The sequence below is a fragment of the Sphingomonas sp. AC411 genome, from assembly GCF_979253035.1.
The window spans coordinates 3,582,648-3,599,204 of sequence record NZ_CEEDAQ010000001.1 but is presented as its reverse complement, the minus strand read 5'-3'; the positions used below and the strand labels follow the sequence as shown (position 1 = coordinate 3,599,204).

The window sequence follows — 16,557 nt, the reverse complement described above, 5'->3', positions numbered from 1 at the left end:
CGGAGCGGCACCTCGCGGTACTACCCTCACCCCGACCCTCTCCCCAGCGGGGAGAGGGAGTTACTTAGGCGAAAGTCTTCGCGAACGCTTCGAGCGCTGCCTTCAGCTTGTCCTTCGCCTCGTTACCCAGGTCGCGGGTATCGCGGATCAGCTTCAGCACGTCGGCATGGTTCGCGCGCATGTCGGCCAGCAGCGCCTGCTCGTAGCGCGTGACGTCGGCGACCGGCACCTTGTCGAGATAGCCGCTGGTGCCGGCGAAGATCGACACGGTCTGCTCTTCGAACGGCAGCGGCGAGAACTGTGCCTGCTTGAGCAGCTCGGTCAAACGAGCACCACGATTCAGCAGCTTCTGCGTCGACGCATCGAGATCCGACCCGAACTGCGCGAACGCTGCCATTTCGCGGTACTGCGCCAGCTCGAGCTTGATCGAGCCCGACACCTTCTTCATCGCCTTGGTCTGCGCGGCCGAACCGACGCGACTCACCGACAGGCCGACGTTGATCGCCGGACGCACGCCCGAGAAGAACAGGTCTGTCTCCAGGAAGATCTGGCCGTCGGTGATCGAGATCACGTTGGTCGGAATGTACGCTGAAACGTCGCCCGCCTGCGTCTCGATGATCGGCAGCGCGGTCAGCGAGCCGCCGCCATTCGCGTCCGACATCTTCGCCGCACGCTCGAGCAGACGGCTGTGGAGATAGAACACGTCGCCCGGATACGCTTCACGGCCCGGAGGACGACGAAGCAGCAGCGACATCTGGCGATACGCGACCGCCTGCTTGGACAGATCGTCGTAGCAGATCAGCGCGTGCATGCCGCGATCGCGGAAATACTCGCCCATCGCGACACCGGTGTAGGGTGCCAGATACTGGAGCGGTGCGGGGTCCGACGCGGTCGCGGCGATGACGATGGTATATTCCATCGCGCCGTTCTCTTCGAGCGTCTTGACGAGCTGCGCGACGGTCGAGCGCTTCTGGCCGATCGCGACATAGACGCAATACAGCTTCTTCGACTCGTCGTCGCCGGCGTTGGCGATCTTCTGGTTGATGAACGCGTCGATCGCGACGGCAGACTTGCCGGTCTGGCGATCGCCGATGATCAGCTCGCGCTGGCCACGACCGACGGGAACGAGTGCGTCGATCGCCTTGAGGCCGGTCTGGACCGGCTCGCTGACCGACTGGCGCGGGATGATGCCCGGTGCCTTCACCTCGACGCGGCTGCGCTCGGTCGTGTGGATCGGGCCCTTGCCGTCGATCGGGTTGCCGAGGCCGTCGACCACGCGGCCGAGCAGCTCCTTGCCGATCGGCACGTCGACGATCGTGCCGGTGCGCTTGACGATGTCGCCTTCCTTGATCTCGGAATCGCTCTCGAAGATCACGACGCCGACGTTATCGGCCTCGAGGTTGAGCGCCATGCCCTGCACGCCGTTCGAGAATTCGACCATCTCGCCGGCCTGGACGTTGTCGAGGCCGAAGATGCGCGCGATGCCGTCGCCGACGCTCAGCACCTGGCCGGTCTCGCTGACCTGGGCCTCGGTGCCGAAATTGGCGATCTGATCCTTGATGATCTTCGAGATTTCTGCGGCGCGGATATCCATTAGCTTAGCCCTTCATCGCGTGCGCGAGAGTGTTGAGACGCGTCTTGATCGACGAATCGATCATCTGGCTGCCGACGCGGACGACGAGTCCACCCAGCAACGATGGGTCGACGCTGAGGTCGACGGAAACTTCACGGCCGACCCGCTGGCGGAGCTGATGCTTCAGCTCGATCACCTGCTCGTCGGTCAGCGGATGCGCGGAGACGACTTCGGCAGCGACTTCACCGCGATGCTGCGCGGCAAGTGCCCGGAATGCCTTGATGATCTTCGGCAGCGCGCCGAGCCGGTGGTTCTCGGCGAGGACCCCCAGGAAGCTCTTGGTGGTCGCATCGACGCCGAGTTCGTCGGCGACCGCGGAGACCGCCTTCACGGCGGCGCCACGCGACACCATCGGGCTGACCGTCAGGTTGCGGAAGTCCTCGGACTGCGCGAGCGCGTCGCGCACATTCGCCAGGCTCGACTCGACCGCATCGATCGTCTTCGCGTCACGCGCGAGTTCGAACAGGGCCAGCGCATAACGCCCGCCTAAGCTCGCCTGAATACCGCCGGATGTCTCCACGGACCTGTCAATCCTCGCATGAAACCGAAATAGTGCCGCCCCACGGGGAAGAGGGCGCGAAAGCACCTCTCATGGGACGCGGCGCGGGTAGCATCGGGTTCCCGGATTGGCAACCCGGCCGGACGGTCGGAGGGACGGGTTTGTGACTGTTTTGTCATTCGCCTCGGGGCGATCACCCTTCCCATGTCATCCCCGCGAAGGCGGGGATCCATATCCTCCGGACCCGGCGCTTTCACCGCACGGCCTGCCACTATGGGTTCCGCGCCTCCGCGGGAATGACGATAATGGTGACGAACTGGATCACACGACGAGGACGAGAGAATGACCGGCACGATGGAAACGATGACGATGTCCGACGGCGCGACCGTCGCGGTCTATCACGCGCAACCGGCCGGCGAGCGTCGCGGCGGCCTCGTACTGGTGCAGGAAATCTTCGGCGTGACCGACCACATCCGCGACCTCTGCGAAGAATACGCCGCCGACGGTTATGAGGTTCTCGCGCCGGCCCTGTTCGACCGCGAGCACCCCGGCTTCGAAGCGGATTATTCGGGCGACGGCCTCGCCCGCGGCGTCGAACTCGCGCGCCAGCTCCACCCGTTCGATCTATCGCTGAAGGACGTCCAGACCTGCATCGACACGCTCGCCCCCGCCGGGCCGGTGTTCGTGGTGGGCTATTGCTATGGCGGCTCGGTCGCGTGGTTCGCGTCGACCAAGCTCACCGGCGTCGCGGCGGCGAGCGGCTATTACGGCAGCATGATCCCAGCCGCGGCGGACGAGGAGCCGAAGGTGCCGGTGATCCTGCACTTCGGTCGCCACGACCACGGTATCCCGATGGAGGGGTCGAGCAGGTCATCGCCAAGGATTGGCCGAACGCGACGGTGTATGTCTACGAGGCTGGCCACGGGTTCAACTCGGACCGCCGGAAGGATTATCACGAGCCGAGTGCGGACCTGGCGAAGGCGCGAACGCTGGAGCTGTTCCGCGCGAATGGCGGCTGAGCGCTCTTACTTCTGCGCCCCTCCCTGAAAGGGAGGGGTTGGGAGTGGGTCGGTTTCCGCATATCCGAGCGGTTGCGACCAAAGCCGGCCAACCCACCCCAGCCCCTCCCTTCCAGGGAGGGAGCAAGTACCGCTAACCCGTCCCTTCCGGGGAGCAGTAAGCGCTACTCACTCCGCCGGAAAATCCGCCCCCAAGCTATCCGCCTTATGCGCCTCGATCTCCTTCAACCGCCCGGCCATCTTCTCGACGACCGCATCATACCCCCAGCGCCCCAGTACCAGATGCCGCGGCGGGTTCGCCCCTCGGTCAGCGCGATCATCGCCTCGCCGGCCCGCAGCGGATCGCCGGCCTGCGTCCCGCTGATATCCCGCGTGCTGTCGAGCCGCTTGCCCGCCGTGTCCGCATAGTCCGCAATCTTCACCGGCGTCTGCTTCAGCGACCGCCCCGCCCAATCCGTCCGGAACGGCCCCGGCTCGACGCACGTCACGGCGATCCCGAGCGGCTTCATCTCGGCGAGCAGCGAGTCCGACCAGCCCTCGACCGCATGCTTCGACGCGGCGTAATAACCCGAGCCCGGAAACCCGACCAACCCGGCAACCGACGTGATGTTGATCACATGCCCGCTCTTCTGCCCGCGCATGATCGGCAGCACCGCGCGCGTCAAAGCAAACAACCCGAACACGTTCGCATCGAACTGAGCACGGATTTCGAGTCCTCGCCCTCCTCGATCGACGCCTGATAGCCATAGCCCGCATTGTTCACGAGCACGTCGATCCGCCCGAACTTGGCCTGCGCCTGCGCGACCGCATCGTCGATCTGCGCCTGATCGGTCACGTCGAGCGACAGCGCGAGCGCACGGTCCTCGGCACCCTTGGCAAGGTCGGCCACCCGCCTCGCATCGCGCGCGGTAACCACTGCACGCCAACCGCGCGCGAGCACGAGCTTGGCGAGTTCGCGACCGAAACCGGTCGAGCAGCCGGATATGAACCAGACGGGCGTGTCGGAGGCCATGAGACATCTTTCGTTAGGGGGTATGGGTAGAGAACGGCCGGACCGTCCATTCGGGTCCGCTTTGATCGCAAGCCGCGGGATGCGCACGCGTCGCGACCGGCTATACCGATCCAATGAGCACTGCCCCTGACGACGACACCGCCTGGACCGCGTTCGAAGCCCGCGATCGCGCGTGGGACGGCCGGTTCGTCGTCGGCGTGAAGACCACCGGCATCTACTGCAAGCCGAGTTGCCCCGCGCGCCACCCGAAACGCGAGAACGTCACCTTCCACCCAGACCCCGCCAGCGCCCGCGCCGCCGGCTTCCGCGCCTGCCTGCGCTGCACACCGGACGAAGTCGGTCGCGACCGTATCGCTGTCGCCGCCGCCATCGCCCTGCTGGAAGCAGCCGAAGACCGACTCTCGCTGGACCAAGTCGCGGCCAAGGTCGGCTACGCGCCGCACCATTTCCACCGCCTGTTCAAGCGCGCCACCGGAGTCACCCCTGCCGCCTATGCCCGCGCGCTCCGCACCGGCCGTGCGGCAAACGCCCTATCGGAGGACTCGACCGTGACCGAAGCGATCTACGACGCCGGCTATTCCGCCCCCAGCCGCTTCTACGAGGCGGATGCGAAACGGCTCGGCATGGCCCCCAGCGCCTGGGCGCGCGGCGGCGAAGGCGTGACGATCCGCTGGACCACGGCGGACACGAGCCTCGGCGCACTGTTCGTCGCCGCCACCGACAAGGGCCTCTGCCGCGTGTCGTTCGACGAGGATGCCGAAGACCTCCGCCGTCGCTTTCCGAACGCCAGAATCGAACCGGGCGACGCAGCGCTAGCCAACCTCGCCGCGCAGGTCGTCGCCGCCGTCGAATCCCCCGATCGCGACCACGATCTCCCGCTGGATGTCCGCGGCACCGCGTTCCAGGAAGCGATCTGGCAGGCGTTGCGCACCATCCCGATCGGCGAAACCCGCACCTATAGCGAACTCGCCGCGCTCGCCGGCCGCCCCGCGGCAGTGCGCGCCGCCGGCACCGCGTGCGGACAGAACCCAGTGTCGATAGTCATCCCCTGCCACCGCGCGCAACGGATCGGCGGCGCGCTCGGCGGTTATGCGTACGGGCTGGACCGCAAACGCGCGTTGATCGAACGCGAAAGGGGTTAGGCGTCACCCGGCCGGAGGCGTCTCGGCAACCCCGTCCTGTCCCGGTCCGAGCAACCGCAACGCCTCGGGCCCGATCTTGCCGGATTCCAGGATCCTGATCAGCCGCGCGGCGGGATTGTCCGCCGGCATATGCGGGTCGAAGGCGAGCGGACGCAAGGTCCGCTTGGCGTCCTCCGCATCGCCGTCGCGTATCTCCTGCGCGGCGACCTTGAACCGCAACTCGGGATCTTGCGGCACGAGTTCGAGCGCGCGCTTGACGCCATCGATCGCAATCTTGGTCGGCGGCGTACGTTCCGCGCCGAAGCTGTCATAATATAGCGACAACGCTTCGGCATCGTCGGGGGCGAGGCGGTTGGCCTTGACGACCCAGATCCGCGCTTTCTTCCACACGTCGGCATCCTTGGTGGACGCGGCACTTGCCCGGCGAAGGTGGATCCTCGCCTTGTAGAGCAGCGCCTGCGCCATCTTGGGGTCGGCGGCGAGTGCGCGGTCCACGGCCGCTTCGGCATCGTCGTCCTGAACCGCGTCATAGGCCATCTCGGCGAACCAGCCCTGCGCCACGGGATCGGTCGGATAGGTCGCCGCGATCGCCTTGGCCCGGGTGTAGATCGGTTGCGCCGTCTTGTTGTTCACGCCGCGCTCGGACTCCATGCGAAGGGCCATCAACGCTTCGGCGCCCGCACTCACGGGTTCGACGGTGATCTTCGGATCGGGGAGTCGCGAATAGGCGATCTTGATGCCGGGGATCCTCGATTGCGCGAGATAGGCGTCGAGCGACCGATCGAGCGCGCGCAGGTCGCCGAACGCGGTCCGTGCCGCCGTGACGCTGGGCACGCCCGTGTTCAACGCATCGAGATAGCGCCGGAACGTCGCACCGCGTGCCGGATCGAACATGATATAGTGCGTCAGCAGCCAGCCGCGTGCGTAGAGCGAGCCACGCTCCTCGTCTGACAACCGGCGCGATCCGGTATCGAACAGGCGCTCGGCCGACAGTCCACGCGTATTGAACAGGCTGTATGCCCGGTGCTGCGCCGCCACGCCGACCATGACACCGTCCTTTTCGAACCGTGCGGTCGAGACGAACTCGGCATAGCCTTCGGAGAACCAGGCGGGATAGGCGGCGGCAAACGTGCCGAGCAGGAAATGATGCGCGTATTCGTGGAACAGCACGATCTGCGGCTGCAAATCGCCATCCCCGCCGCTGGAGCGGGGCGTAAAGGCGATCGATCCGTTCACGCGCGGCACATAGAACCCGGCGACGTTGCCGCTACCCTTGCCCATCAATTTGCGGACATCGCTCGCCGTGTTGACGACATAGACGGTCACCCGGTTCGTGCCCGGCTCGGCGGGCGGGGTGTTGGCCCGGTGCAGGATACGCATCACGCCATCGAACTGTTCGAGTTGCGTCGCGGTCTTGCGCAATGCCGCCTCGCCGACGCTTGAGTAGACAACGAAATGATCCGAGGTGGCCCGCAACCACTTGGCCTCCGACGCGGCCGAGATGCAGGCCGCACTCGCCGCTGCGAGCACCGCGATACCGCGAACCCATCCCGAAACACGCATCGTCACGCCCCTTTGCCGAGCGTCATGCCGACGCTTCGTTCTTTGGCGCAACCGAGCAGATTCCGGGGCGGTAATCTATCCGTTCCGTCCGATGCCGATCATTTTGCCGATTGGCAGGAATAGACGAGCTTCTCGTTCGGCAGCGGTGGCAACACCGCGCGGATCGCCGCCTGCTGACCGGCGAGCCGACCCAGCGCGGCGTCGTCCATGTTGCAGACGTTCGGCACGACACCCCGCGCGGTCCGCGCGGCGGTCATCCCCGCCGCCGACAGCAGATAGCGCGTGTTCGAATAGACGCGCGTTGCCGGATCGAACGACAGGACGGAGACGGTCTGCTCGTCGTCGGGCACGAGTACGCGGTCGAAGCGGCCGCCCCCATTGCCGTTTTGCGCACCGACATATTGCGTCTTGCCGTTCACGCAGCCCTTGGCGCCCCAGTCGATCGACACGTCATCGCTGGACGAGATCGTGATCCGGCTGCGTTCGGGGATCAGCGTGCAGATCAGCTTGCCGAGCGCGGCGTCGGGCGTCGAGATGCGGGTCTTCGGGAGCGCCGACAAGGGGACGTCGACCTCGCCCGAGGGTCGCAGCACGAACACGATGATGGCGACCAGCACGCTGACGCCGCCGACCGACACCGCCCAGATCGCCTGGCGCCGCTGGCCACGCGATTCGAGCAGCCCCGCGCTGCCGATCACGAGCGCGCCAGCGACCAGCAGCAGCCCGGCGATCGCCATCACGTTCTCGCGACTGCGCGACGCTTCGGTCCGGGCCTTCTCCAGCGCCACCTCGCGGGTCATCGCATCCTGTGTGGCGGCGTCGCGCTTGGCTGACGCAGCATCCGCCGTCGCTCGCGCATCCGCGTCGGCGTCCTGCCGCAAGCGATCCTCGATCGAGGTACATCCCGTCCCGATCGACGCATAGGGCTGTTTCGCCTCGCGCAGGAACCCGGCCAGCTCCGTATCCGCGATCGCGAACCCGAACGTCGAGTCGCCCTCCTCCCCACGCGTGATGGCAGAATTCACCCCGATCACCCGCCCGCAGCGGTCGAGCAGAGGACCACCCGAATTACCACGCGCAATACTCGCCGTATGCAGCAACACCTCGACGTTGCTCAGCGCGCGGCGGCCCGAGAGCACGCCCTCCGACCGCACCGGCGTCATCGGCCGGATATAATCCGCCGCCGACCGCGCCGTCGCGAGGTCGACATTGCCGGGGAAGCCGAGCGACACCACCGCATCGCCCTCGCTCATCGGGCCGGTATAGAGCGGGCTCGGCGGCAGGCGCGCGCCGGTGAACTCGATCAGCGCCAGGTCGCGCTGCGAATCATACGCGATCACCTTGCCCTGGTAAGATTTGTCGCCCTCGGTGGGCACGATGCCGACGACCACGTTGTCGGGATAGCGTTCGGCGAGATCGACGACGTGCGCGTTGGTGACGATCCGGTTGGGCGCGATCGCGAAGCCGCTGCCATGGCCGAATCCGACCACCTGATCATCGACCACGGCGATCGTCACGACGCGCACCACGCCGCGCCCGGCGGCGGCGATGTCGTCGGCCGACGCGGAGCTGGCCAACCCGAAAGTCAGCGCGAGGAGGAGCAGCAGGCGGATCATGCACCAGCCTTCGGGGAGTTCGCGGCGGCGATCAACCCTCGGCTCTTATCGGAAGACTCCTGCCAATCCGGTTTGGTTAGCGAATTATCAAGTCTTGGTGCCTAACCCCTTGGGCAATCATCCAGGGATTTGGGCATGAGCGCATTCGGGCGTCGTAATGGCATCAGCGGGGGCAAGCGGCCCGGCCCGCATTCGGCGTCGCACGGCCTATGCAAGGCGGCCCCATGCAAGGGGCAGCGCGGCGCCGCGTCCCGAACCCGAGGGCGGATCGCAGTTTCCCCGATCGACTCGTTGCCGATGCCGGGCGAGACCGACGGTTTCGGCCCCGGCACGATGCCCGGCGCGCAGATGGACGCGATGCAGCGCCTGTCGGACCGCCAAAATGCTAGCGGAGAGGCCGGCAACAGCCGCGTCGAGGGCTTCGAACAGTCGATCCACAAGATCAAGGAACAGGTCCTCCCGCGCCTGCTCGAACGCGTCGATCCGGAAGCCGCGGCGACGCTCGGCAAGGACGAACTCGCGGAGGAATTCCGCCCGATCATCGGCGAAGTGCTCGCCGAGCTGAAGCTGACGCTCAACCGCCGCGAACAGTTCGCGCTGGAGAAGGTGCTGGTCGACGAGCTGCTCGGGCTGGGGCCGCTCGAGGAGCTGCTGGCGGATCCGAACATCACTGACATCATGGTGAACGGCCCCGAACAGACCTATGTCGAGCGCAAGGGCAAGCTCGAGCTCGCGCCGATCCAGTTCCGCGACGAGGAGCATCTGTTCCAGATCGCGCAGCGGATCGTGAACTCGGTCGGCCGTCGCGTCGACCAGACCTCGCCGCTGGCCGATGCGCGCCTCAAGGACGGCAGCCGCGTCAACGTGATCGTGCCGCCGCTATCGCTGCGCGGCACCGCGATCTCGATCCGTAAATTCTCCGCCAAGCCGATCACGCTCGACATGATGGCGGGGTTCGGATCGATGAGCCCAAAGATGGCGACTGCGCTGAAGATCGCGGGGGCGTCGCGGTTCAATGTGGTGATCTCGGGCGGTACCGGCTCGGGCAAGACGACGATGCTCAACGCGCTGTCGAAGATGATCGACCCCGGCGAGCGCGTCCTGACGATCGAGGACGCCGCCGAGCTTCGCCTGCAACAGCCGCACTGGCTCCCGCTCGAAACGCGACCGGCCAATCTGGAGGGTCAGGGTGAGATCTCGATCCGCGATCTCGTCAAGAACGCGCTGCGTATGCGGCCGGACCGGATCATCCTGGGCGAAATTCGCGGGTCCGAGTGTTTCGACATGCTCGCCGCCATGAATACCGGTCACGACGGCTCGATGTGCACGCTCCACGCCAACTCCCCGCGCGAGGCCTTGGCCCGCATGGAGAACATGGTGATGATGTCCGACATCAAGGTGCCGAAGGAAGCGATCTCGCGCCAGATCGCCGATTCGGTCGAACTGATCATCCAGGTGAAGCGCCTACGCGACGGCTCGCGACGGGTGACCAACATCACCGAGGTGATCGGCATGGAGGGGCCGGTGATCGTCACGCAGGAGCTGTTCAAGTTCGAATATATGGACGAGTCCGCGGACGGGAAGATTCTCGGCGAATACCGCTCGATGGGGCTCAGGCCGTATACGCTGGAAAAGGCGAAGCAGTTCGGGTTCGATCAGGCGTATCTTGAGGCGTGTCTGTAGGGGCCTCACTCGCAACAGTTGACAGCATGCATAACGCCACCACCCCGGCGGAGGCCGGGGCCCAGTTGGAAAGGTGGCAATAACGGAGAGCCGTCCGACGGTATCACCGTCCCCCAACTGGGCCCCGGCCTTCGCCGGGGTGGGGCATCTTGTGGGCGCTGCGTGATTGTAGCGGGCGCGACGGGAGCAGAGTAAGCGGCTGTCAGGCTAGGGCTGGGTTTCAGCCAGCTTGCCCACCTACCGTTCCCTCGCGAACGCGGGGGCCAGAAGCCACGACCGCTACCCCCGCAACCCTAGACTACCGCGTTCGCGGGAGAGCGGCGTGGGTGCGGGTCTCTGGGGATCGACACGACGGGCATCGGATCTTGGGGCATCGGATCGTGCTATTCCTCTTGGGCGGGCGCGCTCGCGCTTGCCCACGGGAGGGGCGGTAAGCGACGGCCCTTGTTTACAGGCCCCTTCCCGCCTCCAACTCACGCCTCGGGCAAGATTGAGGGCGATCTTCGTCGGGTCTCGGGCCCGGTTCGGCGACGCGCCGGCTTGTACAGCCCCCGCGACCCGCTAGGGACCACCGCACATGCGCCGTGCCCTTTTCGTCCTCGTCCCGCTGATCGCGGTCCTGTTCGTTTCCGCGCGCGAGCCTGCGCCTGCACCGGCGCCAGCCGATTCCGCCGCCAATTCTAACGCCGATTCCAACGGCGTCTCTCCTGCCGCGCGCGACCGCGGCGTCTATCATCTCGCGACCGACGCCGAAGCCCGCTGGATCCCGTTCGACCTGACGCCCGGCAACCAGATCCGCTTCACGATGCAGATCGACGGCCGCAACGTCACCGCGATCCTCGATACCGGCGTCAGCTATACGTTGCTCGCCAAGGCCTCCCCGCGGTCGACACCGCCAAGCTGGTCGCCGGCGGCAGCGCGACCGCGATCGGCGGATCGGTCGCCTTAGGCTGGATGCCGACCCGCAGCGTCGCGCTTGGCGGTCTCGCGCGGACCGGCGGCGGCGTGACGGTCGCCGACCTGCCCGCGATCGCCACCGGCAGCGCATCCGCGGTCGACCTGCTCGTCGGCGCCGACATGCTCGCCGGTCATGCGCTCGACATCGACTATGCCGCCAAGCGCTTCCGCCTGATCCGCTCGGGCCGCCTCCCGTTCAAGGGCGAGACAGCACCCTTGCGCGTCTCCACCGAACGCAGCGTCTACGAAAGCGCGCTCACGCTGGGCAACCGGCGGCTCGCGCCCGTGGTCGTCGATACCGGCGACGGGTCCTCGGTCACCGTCACCGCTGCCGGCTGGCAGGCGGCCGGTCTGAAAGACGTGCGCGTCACCACCGCGATCGCGTTCGGGCTCGCGGGACCAGCGGTGAGCGGCCTCGCGATCGTTCCCGATCTCCGCGTCGGCACGATGACCGCGCGCGCCACCGAAGTCCGGATCGAACCCGCAGGCGGCTTCTCGCAGGCGATCGGCACCGCCGGCCGGATCGGATCGGGCTTCTTACAGAATTACCGCGTGCTGCTCGATCCCGGCGCACGCCGCATGGTGCTCAGCCGCGGCCCGAAGGCCGACACGCCGCCGCTCCGCTCGACCAGCGGGCTGCTCGTTGGGGCCGAACCGGATCGGCTGAAAGTCCTGCACGTCATGCGCGGCGGCCCCGCCGAAGCCTCGGGCTGGAAGGATGGCGACATGATCTGCGCGATCGACGGCGTACCGATCCCGGCCGACTATCCCACGAGCCCGCTTACGTCATGGTCGGCTGGCGCCCCGGCCGCGTCGTCGCGCTAGGCCTGTGCGACGGAACGACGCGGCCCCTGACGCTCAAGACCTTCTACTGATGACGCGCCATCGCTGGTCGGGTGCGCTCGTCCTGCTGCTCGTCGCCTTCGCGATCCGCAGCCCGTTCTTCGGCAACCCGGTGATCCATAGCGACGAGCAATTCTACCTGCTGGTCGGCGATCGCCTGCTGCAGGGCGCATGGCCGTTCGTCGACATCTTCGATCGCAAGCCGGTCGGGCTGTTCCTGATCTTTGCCGCTATCCGCAGCGTCGGCGGCGACGGCGTGCTGATGTACCAGCTCGCCGCAACGCTGGTCGCCGCGGGCACCGCATGGCTCGTCGGTCGGATCGTCGACCGCCTCACCCCCGACAGCGCCAGCCCGATCGCAAGCCTGGGCGCAGGGGTGATCTATCTCGTCTGGATCATCGTGTTCGACGGTGCGGGCGGCCAGTCCGCAATATGGGGCAACGCCCTGATGGCGGCGGCTGCGCTGGTGGTGCTCGATACGACGCGCGACCAGCGGCATATCAGCCTGCGCGGCGCCGGGGCGATGCTGCTGATCGGCATCGCGATGCAGATCAAATACACCGCGATGTTCGAGGGGATCTTCTTCGGCCTGACGCTGCTGTGGACCGCACACCGCGATGGCCGATCGATCGGCCGGCTGGCCGCCGACGCCGGCCTGTGGATCGGCGCCGCGCTGCTGCCGACCGCGCTCGCCTGGGCCGTCTATGCCGCAGCCGGCCACGGCGATGCCTTCGTCTTCGCCAATTTCCTTTCGATCTTTGGCCAGCAGGACGACGACACGCTCCAGTCCAATATCCTGAAGCTGCTTGGCGGGATCGGCCTCAGCTTGCCGCTCGCCTGGCTGGCGTGGCGCGGCAGACGGGCCGGCAGCTTCGCGCTCGGATGGGTCGCCGCCGCGGTGATCGCGATCCTGATCATGCACACGTTCGAGCTGCTCTACATGCTGCCACTCGCGCTGCCGCTGTCGGTCGCTGCGGGCACCGGACTTGCCGGGCCGACCGTCCGCACGACCATATTTCGCCTTGCCGCAATACTAGCGTTCGGTGCTCTCGCCGCGACCATCCTGACGAGCATCCGTGTCGGACGGCGCGGCAACGCACGGCAGATAGCCCAACTCGTCCACCTGATCGGCCAGCATCCACGCGGCTGCATGTTCGCCTATGGCAGCGAACCGATCCTCTACTTCCTCACCCGATCCTGCCTGCCGACGCCCTATATCTTTCGCAGCCATCTCGGCCAGACGACCGAGACGCATGGTACGGGGATCGATCCGGTCGCCGAAGTCACGCGCCTGCTCGCGGCCCGTCCCGGCGTGATCGTCGTGCGCGCGCCCAAACCGAGCACGAACCTGGCGACCCAGGCGCTGGTCGTTCGCGCGATCGCCGCGCGCTATCGGCTGGTGGGCTCGGTGAAGATCGGCGAGTTGCCGCAGAGCGTCTATCGCCTGCGGACGGACGTTCCCCGCTGACGGCGCTGGAAGCTCAGGTCTTGAACGCCAGCCCGACCGTGACGGCCAATGCGATCAGCGCGAGCATCTGGACGGTCGGCCAGTCGACCCAGCCGACCGAATCCGGATCGCGCCGCCGTCGTCGGCGTCGCTCGCCGAGCCCGGCGACGACCGCCAACGCGGCCAGGCCGCCGCTCGCACTCCACAACACCGGCCCCATCGTTCAGCCCGATCCGTCAGCCGAGCTTCTCGACCTTTTCCTGCAATTTGGCGAGTTCGGTGCGCAGGGCCGCGATCTCGTCGTCCTTGCTGGCGGCGGGTGCGGGCGTGGCCGGGTTCATCGCCTGCGCGGCGACGTCGAACATCGCGAGATTGCGCTTGGCGAGATCGGCGAACGGCGAATTGGCGAACGCACCCTCGACCGCGGACTTGAACTGGTCGTGGTTGCGACGGAAGCTGTCCATCGACGCCTCGAGATAGCCCGGCACCATCGTCTGCATCGAGTCGCCGTACATCGAGATCAGCTGGCGCAGGAAATTCACCGGCATCATCGTCTCGCCGCGACTCTCCTCCTCCATGATGATCTGGGTTAGGACGTTGTGCGTGATGTCTTCATCCGTCTTCGCGTCGACCACCTTGAAGTCGCGGCCCTCGCGGGTCATCGTCGCGAGATGATCGAGCGTGATGTAGGATGACGTCTCGGTGTTATAGAGCCGCCGATTGGCGTATTTCTTGATGATGACGATTCCGTCGGCAGCCGGTTGCTTCTTCATGGATCCCCCGTCTTATGTTTGAAACGGAGGCTACAGTCTTTGATGACGCACCGCAACAAGGTCCGAGGCCCTTACCCTTGTTCCTCAGCGTGCTGCGCAGCGAGACCGCGGCATCGCCCGAACGGATGGCCCGCGCACTAGTTGGATTGCGCGCGTATCAGGGTGCATCACGAGAGCAGCGGGCGGATCCGATGCCTGCGGTCCACCGTGCGGGACGGGTGTCGTTGCGCGACTATGGCGGCGGTGGACGACCCGTGGTGTTCGTTCCATCGCTGATAAATCCCCCGATATCCTCGATCATTCGCCCGAGTCTTCGCTGTTGCGGTGGATCGCGGAGCAGGGATTCCATGCGTGGCTGGTCGACTGGGGATCGCCCGGCAGCGCCGACCGCGACCTCGATCTCGCGGCGCATGTCGAGCGGCTGCTGGTGCCGTTGCTACGGGCGCTGGACGAACCGCCGGTGCTGGTCGGCTATTGCCTCGGCGGCACGCTCGCGCTCGGTGCCGCTGCGATTACCCCGTTGCGGGGGTCGCGACGATCGCCGCGCCGTGGCACTTCGCGGGCTATGGCGAGGGTCGGTCCGCGCTTGCCGCCACCTGGGCAGCAGTCCAGCCCGCCGCGGCGATGCTCGGCCTCCTGCCGATGGAAGTCCTGCAAGCCGGCTTCTGGCAACTCGATCCCGCGCGTACGATCGCAAAATACGAGGCGTTCGCCGACCTCGCCCTGGACAGCGACGCGGCGCGCGCGTTCGTCCGACTCGAGGATTGGGCGAACGCGGGCGCGCCGCTTCCCTACGCAGCGGCGGCCTCGTTGTTCGAGGACTGCATCGCCAACGACCTTCCCGGCAAAGGCCGCTGGGCCATCGCCGGTACCGTGGTCGACCCGCTCGCACTCGCCTGCCCGACCGTCGAGTTCGTCTCGCTTAGCGACCGAATAGTCCCCGCCGCCACCGCGATCGGGCTCGCCGACCGCCGCGATCTCGGGGCCGGTCATGTCGGCATGATCGTCGGCCGCTCCGCGCGCGCGCGCCTCTGGGAACCGCTCGCCAACTGGATCGCCGCGCTCGGCTGACCTACATGGGGTCCAAACATAGAGGATCCCGACATGACCACCCGCCCCACCGACGTCGTCATCACCGCTGCCAAGCGCACCCCCGTCGGCAGCTTTCTCGGCGCATTCGCCACCACGCCGGCGCACGAGCTCGGCCGCATTGCGATCGAAGCCGCGCTCGCCCAGGCAGGCGTCGTGGGCGAAGACGTCTCCGAAGTGATCCTCGGCCAGGTCCTCACCGCCGCGCAAGGCCAGAACCCCGCGCGCCAGGCGTCGATGGCGGCCGGCGTACCGAAGGAAATCCCGGCCTGGGGCGTCAACCAGGTCTGCGGCTCCGGCCTACGTGCGGTCGCACTCGCAGCCCAGGCGATCCAGACCGGCGACGCGACCATCGTCGTCGCCGGCGGCCAGGAATCGATGTCGCTCTCCGCACACGCGCAGTCGATCCGCGGCGGCCAGAAGATGGGCAATCTCAGCCTCGTCGACACGATGGTCAGCGACGGCCTGACTGACGTCTTCAACGGCTATCACATGGGCATCACCGCCGAGAATCTCGCCGAGCAATACCAGGTCACGCGCGGCGAACAGGACGCCTTCTCGGTCGCCTCGCAGAACAAGGCCGAGGCCGCGCGCGGCTCAGGGCGCTTCAAGGACGAGATCGCACCCGTCACGATCAAGGGTCGCAAGGGCGACACCGTCGTCGCCGACGACGAATACATCCGCGCCGGTGCAACGATCGAAAGCGTCTCGGGCGTGAAGCCGGCGTTCAAGAAGGACGGCACGGTCACCGCGGCGAACGCGAGCGGCCTCAACGACGGGGCCGCCGCGCTCGTCATGATGCGCCGGGACGAAGCCGAACGCCGCGGCTCGCCGATCCTCGCGACGATCAGGAGCTGGGCCTCGGCCGGCGTCGACCCGTCGGTGATGGGCATCGGCCCTGTCCCCGCCACCAAGCGCGCGCTGGAGAAGGCCGGCTGGACGCTCGCCGATCTCGACCTGATCGAAGCCAACGAAGCCTTCGCCGCGCAGGCGCTGTCGGTCGGCAAGGAACTCGGCTGGGACGCGAGCAAGGTCAACGTCAACGGCGGCGCGATCGCGATCGGTCACCCGATCGGCGCGAGCGGCGCGCGCGTCCTGACGACGCTCATCTACGAGATGCAGAAGCGCGACGCGAAGAAGGGACTGGCGACGCTGTGCATCGGCGGCGGCATGGGGATTGCGATGTGCATCGAGCGATAACCCATGTTAAGTCACGGATTATAATACATATAATGGCGAGCTTTCCGAATTGTGACAGTTTTGTCACGTTGAGTAATAATT

At 66.8% G+C, this 16,557-nt stretch carries 12 protein-coding genes and 4 pseudogenes; 9 read left to right on the top strand and 7 right to left on the bottom strand.

The window, feature by feature from the left end; genetic code table 11:
- Window positions 1-64: 64 nt before the first annotated feature.
- Both atpA and AC0IX7_RS18465 read right to left on the bottom strand, forming a co-directional pair.
- Entirely contained in the window at window positions 65-1,594 is a 1,530-nt protein-coding gene (gene atpA, locus AC0IX7_RS18470; protein ID WP_471813323.1) for a F0F1 ATP synthase subunit alpha, read from the bottom strand.
- A 4-nt stretch (window positions 1,595-1,598) separates the two neighbouring features.
- A complete protein-coding gene (locus AC0IX7_RS18465; protein ID WP_471813321.1) occupies window positions 1,599-2,153 on the bottom strand; it encodes a F0F1 ATP synthase subunit delta in 555 nt (184 codons plus the stop codon).
- 321 nt (window positions 2,154-2,474) lie between these two features.
- On the opposite strand from AC0IX7_RS18465, the pseudogene AC0IX7_RS18460 reads away from it, so the two are divergent.
- Window positions 2,475-2,930: pseudogene (locus AC0IX7_RS18460) on the top strand (dienelactone hydrolase family protein); the annotation flags it as partial.
- The gene (locus tag AC0IX7_RS18455) at window positions 2,849-3,151 is read left to right on the top strand and encodes a dienelactone hydrolase family protein (RefSeq protein WP_471813946.1); all 303 of its coding nucleotides are present in this window, start codon (window positions 2,849-2,851) and stop codon (window positions 3,149-3,151) included. The pseudogene AC0IX7_RS18460 and the gene AC0IX7_RS18455, both read left to right, overlap by 82 nt.
- Before the next feature lie 224 nt (window positions 3,152-3,375).
- On the opposite strand, the pseudogene AC0IX7_RS18450 reads toward AC0IX7_RS18455, so the two are convergent.
- Window positions 3,376-4,163 (bottom strand): annotated as a pseudogene (locus tag AC0IX7_RS18450) (oxidoreductase).
- Between the two features lie 113 nt (window positions 4,164-4,276).
- On the opposite strand from AC0IX7_RS18450, the gene ada reads away from it, so the two are divergent.
- Window positions 4,277-5,305, top strand: coding sequence for a bifunctional DNA-binding transcriptional regulator/O6-methylguanine-DNA methyltransferase Ada (ada, locus tag AC0IX7_RS18445; RefSeq protein ID WP_471813319.1), 1,029 nt, complete (start codon window positions 4,277-4,279; stop codon window positions 5,303-5,305).
- 3 nt (window positions 5,306-5,308) lie between these two features.
- On the opposite strand, the gene AC0IX7_RS18440 is transcribed toward ada, so the two are convergent.
- Both AC0IX7_RS18440 and AC0IX7_RS18435 read right to left on the bottom strand, forming a co-directional pair.
- Window positions 5,309-6,868, bottom strand: coding sequence for a tetratricopeptide repeat protein (locus AC0IX7_RS18440; RefSeq protein ID WP_471813318.1), 1,560 nt, complete (start codon window positions 6,866-6,868; stop codon window positions 5,309-5,311).
- A gap of 98 nt (window positions 6,869-6,966) precedes the next feature.
- Window positions 6,967-8,484: a S1C family serine protease gene (locus tag AC0IX7_RS18435; protein ID WP_471813317.1), complete on the bottom strand. Its 1,518-nt coding sequence runs from the start codon at window positions 8,482-8,484 to the stop codon at window positions 6,967-6,969.
- A 135-nt stretch (window positions 8,485-8,619) separates the two neighbouring features.
- Between AC0IX7_RS18435 and AC0IX7_RS18430 the strand changes: the two are divergent.
- From AC0IX7_RS18430 to AC0IX7_RS18415, 4 genes and pseudogenes are all read left to right on the top strand, one after another.
- Window positions 8,620-10,167 (top strand): annotated as a pseudogene (locus AC0IX7_RS18430) (CpaF family protein).
- Between the two features lie 577 nt (window positions 10,168-10,744).
- Window positions 10,745-11,116 (top strand): hypothetical protein, encoded by a 372-nt coding sequence (locus AC0IX7_RS18425; RefSeq protein ID WP_471813316.1) that lies wholly within the window; start codon window positions 10,745-10,747, stop codon window positions 11,114-11,116.
- Between the two features lie 5 nt (window positions 11,117-11,121).
- Window positions 11,122-11,949 (top strand): hypothetical protein, encoded by an 828-nt coding sequence (locus AC0IX7_RS18420; RefSeq protein ID WP_471813315.1) that lies wholly within the window; start codon window positions 11,122-11,124, stop codon window positions 11,947-11,949.
- Between the two features lie 49 nt (window positions 11,950-11,998).
- Entirely contained in the window at window positions 11,999-13,435 is a 1,437-nt protein-coding gene (locus tag AC0IX7_RS18415) for a hypothetical protein (protein WP_471813314.1), read from the top strand.
- A 13-nt stretch (window positions 13,436-13,448) separates the two neighbouring features.
- Here the strand turns inward: AC0IX7_RS18415 and AC0IX7_RS18410 are convergent, their stop codons facing one another.
- A complete protein-coding gene (locus tag AC0IX7_RS18410; RefSeq protein WP_248523340.1) occupies window positions 13,449-13,634 on the bottom strand; it encodes a hypothetical protein in 186 nt (61 codons plus the stop codon).
- A gap of 16 nt (window positions 13,635-13,650) precedes the next feature.
- The gene (gene phaR, locus AC0IX7_RS18405; RefSeq protein ID WP_248523342.1) at window positions 13,651-14,187 is read right to left on the bottom strand and encodes a polyhydroxyalkanoate synthesis repressor PhaR; all 537 of its coding nucleotides are present in this window, start codon (window positions 14,185-14,187) and stop codon (window positions 13,651-13,653) included.
- Between the two features lie 125 nt (window positions 14,188-14,312).
- Between phaR and AC0IX7_RS18400 the strand changes: the two are divergent.
- Both AC0IX7_RS18400 and AC0IX7_RS18395 read left to right on the top strand, forming a co-directional pair.
- Window positions 14,313-15,258: pseudogene (locus tag AC0IX7_RS18400) on the top strand (alpha/beta fold hydrolase).
- Between the two features lie 33 nt (window positions 15,259-15,291).
- Entirely contained in the window at window positions 15,292-16,476 is a 1,185-nt protein-coding gene (locus AC0IX7_RS18395) for an acetyl-CoA C-acetyltransferase (protein ID WP_471813313.1), read from the top strand.
- Window positions 16,477-16,557: the final 81 nt, after the last annotated feature.

Bases quoted from the DNA above. Each gene is read 5' to 3' on its own strand.
- atpA (WP_471813323.1), bottom strand. From the start codon at position 1,594: ATGGATATCCGCGCCGCAGAAATCTCGAAGATCATCAAGGATCAGATC.
- ada (WP_471813319.1), top strand. From the start codon at position 4,277: ATGAGCACTGCCCCTGACGACGACACCGCCTGGACCGCGTTCGAAGCC.
- AC0IX7_RS18440 (WP_471813318.1), bottom strand. From the start codon at position 6,868: ATGCGTGTTTCGGGATGGGTTCGCGGTATCGCGGTGCTCGCAGCGGCG.
- AC0IX7_RS18435 (WP_471813317.1), bottom strand. From the start codon at position 8,484: ATGATCCGCCTGCTGCTCCTCCTCGCGCTGACTTTCGGGTTGGCCAGC.
- AC0IX7_RS18425 (WP_471813316.1), top strand. From the start codon at position 10,745: ATGCGCCGTGCCCTTTTCGTCCTCGTCCCGCTGATCGCGGTCCTGTTC.
- AC0IX7_RS18420 (WP_471813315.1), top strand. From the start codon at position 11,122: ATGCCGACCCGCAGCGTCGCGCTTGGCGGTCTCGCGCGGACCGGCGGC.
- AC0IX7_RS18415 (WP_471813314.1), top strand. From the start codon at position 11,999: ATGACGCGCCATCGCTGGTCGGGTGCGCTCGTCCTGCTGCTCGTCGCC.
- AC0IX7_RS18410 (WP_248523340.1), bottom strand. From the start codon at position 13,634: ATGGGGCCGGTGTTGTGGAGTGCGAGCGGCGGCCTGGCCGCGTTGGCG.
- phaR (WP_248523342.1), bottom strand. From the start codon at position 14,187: ATGAAGAAGCAACCGGCTGCCGACGGAATCGTCATCATCAAGAAATAC.
- AC0IX7_RS18395 (WP_471813313.1), top strand. From the start codon at position 15,292: ATGACCACCCGCCCCACCGACGTCGTCATCACCGCTGCCAAGCGCACC.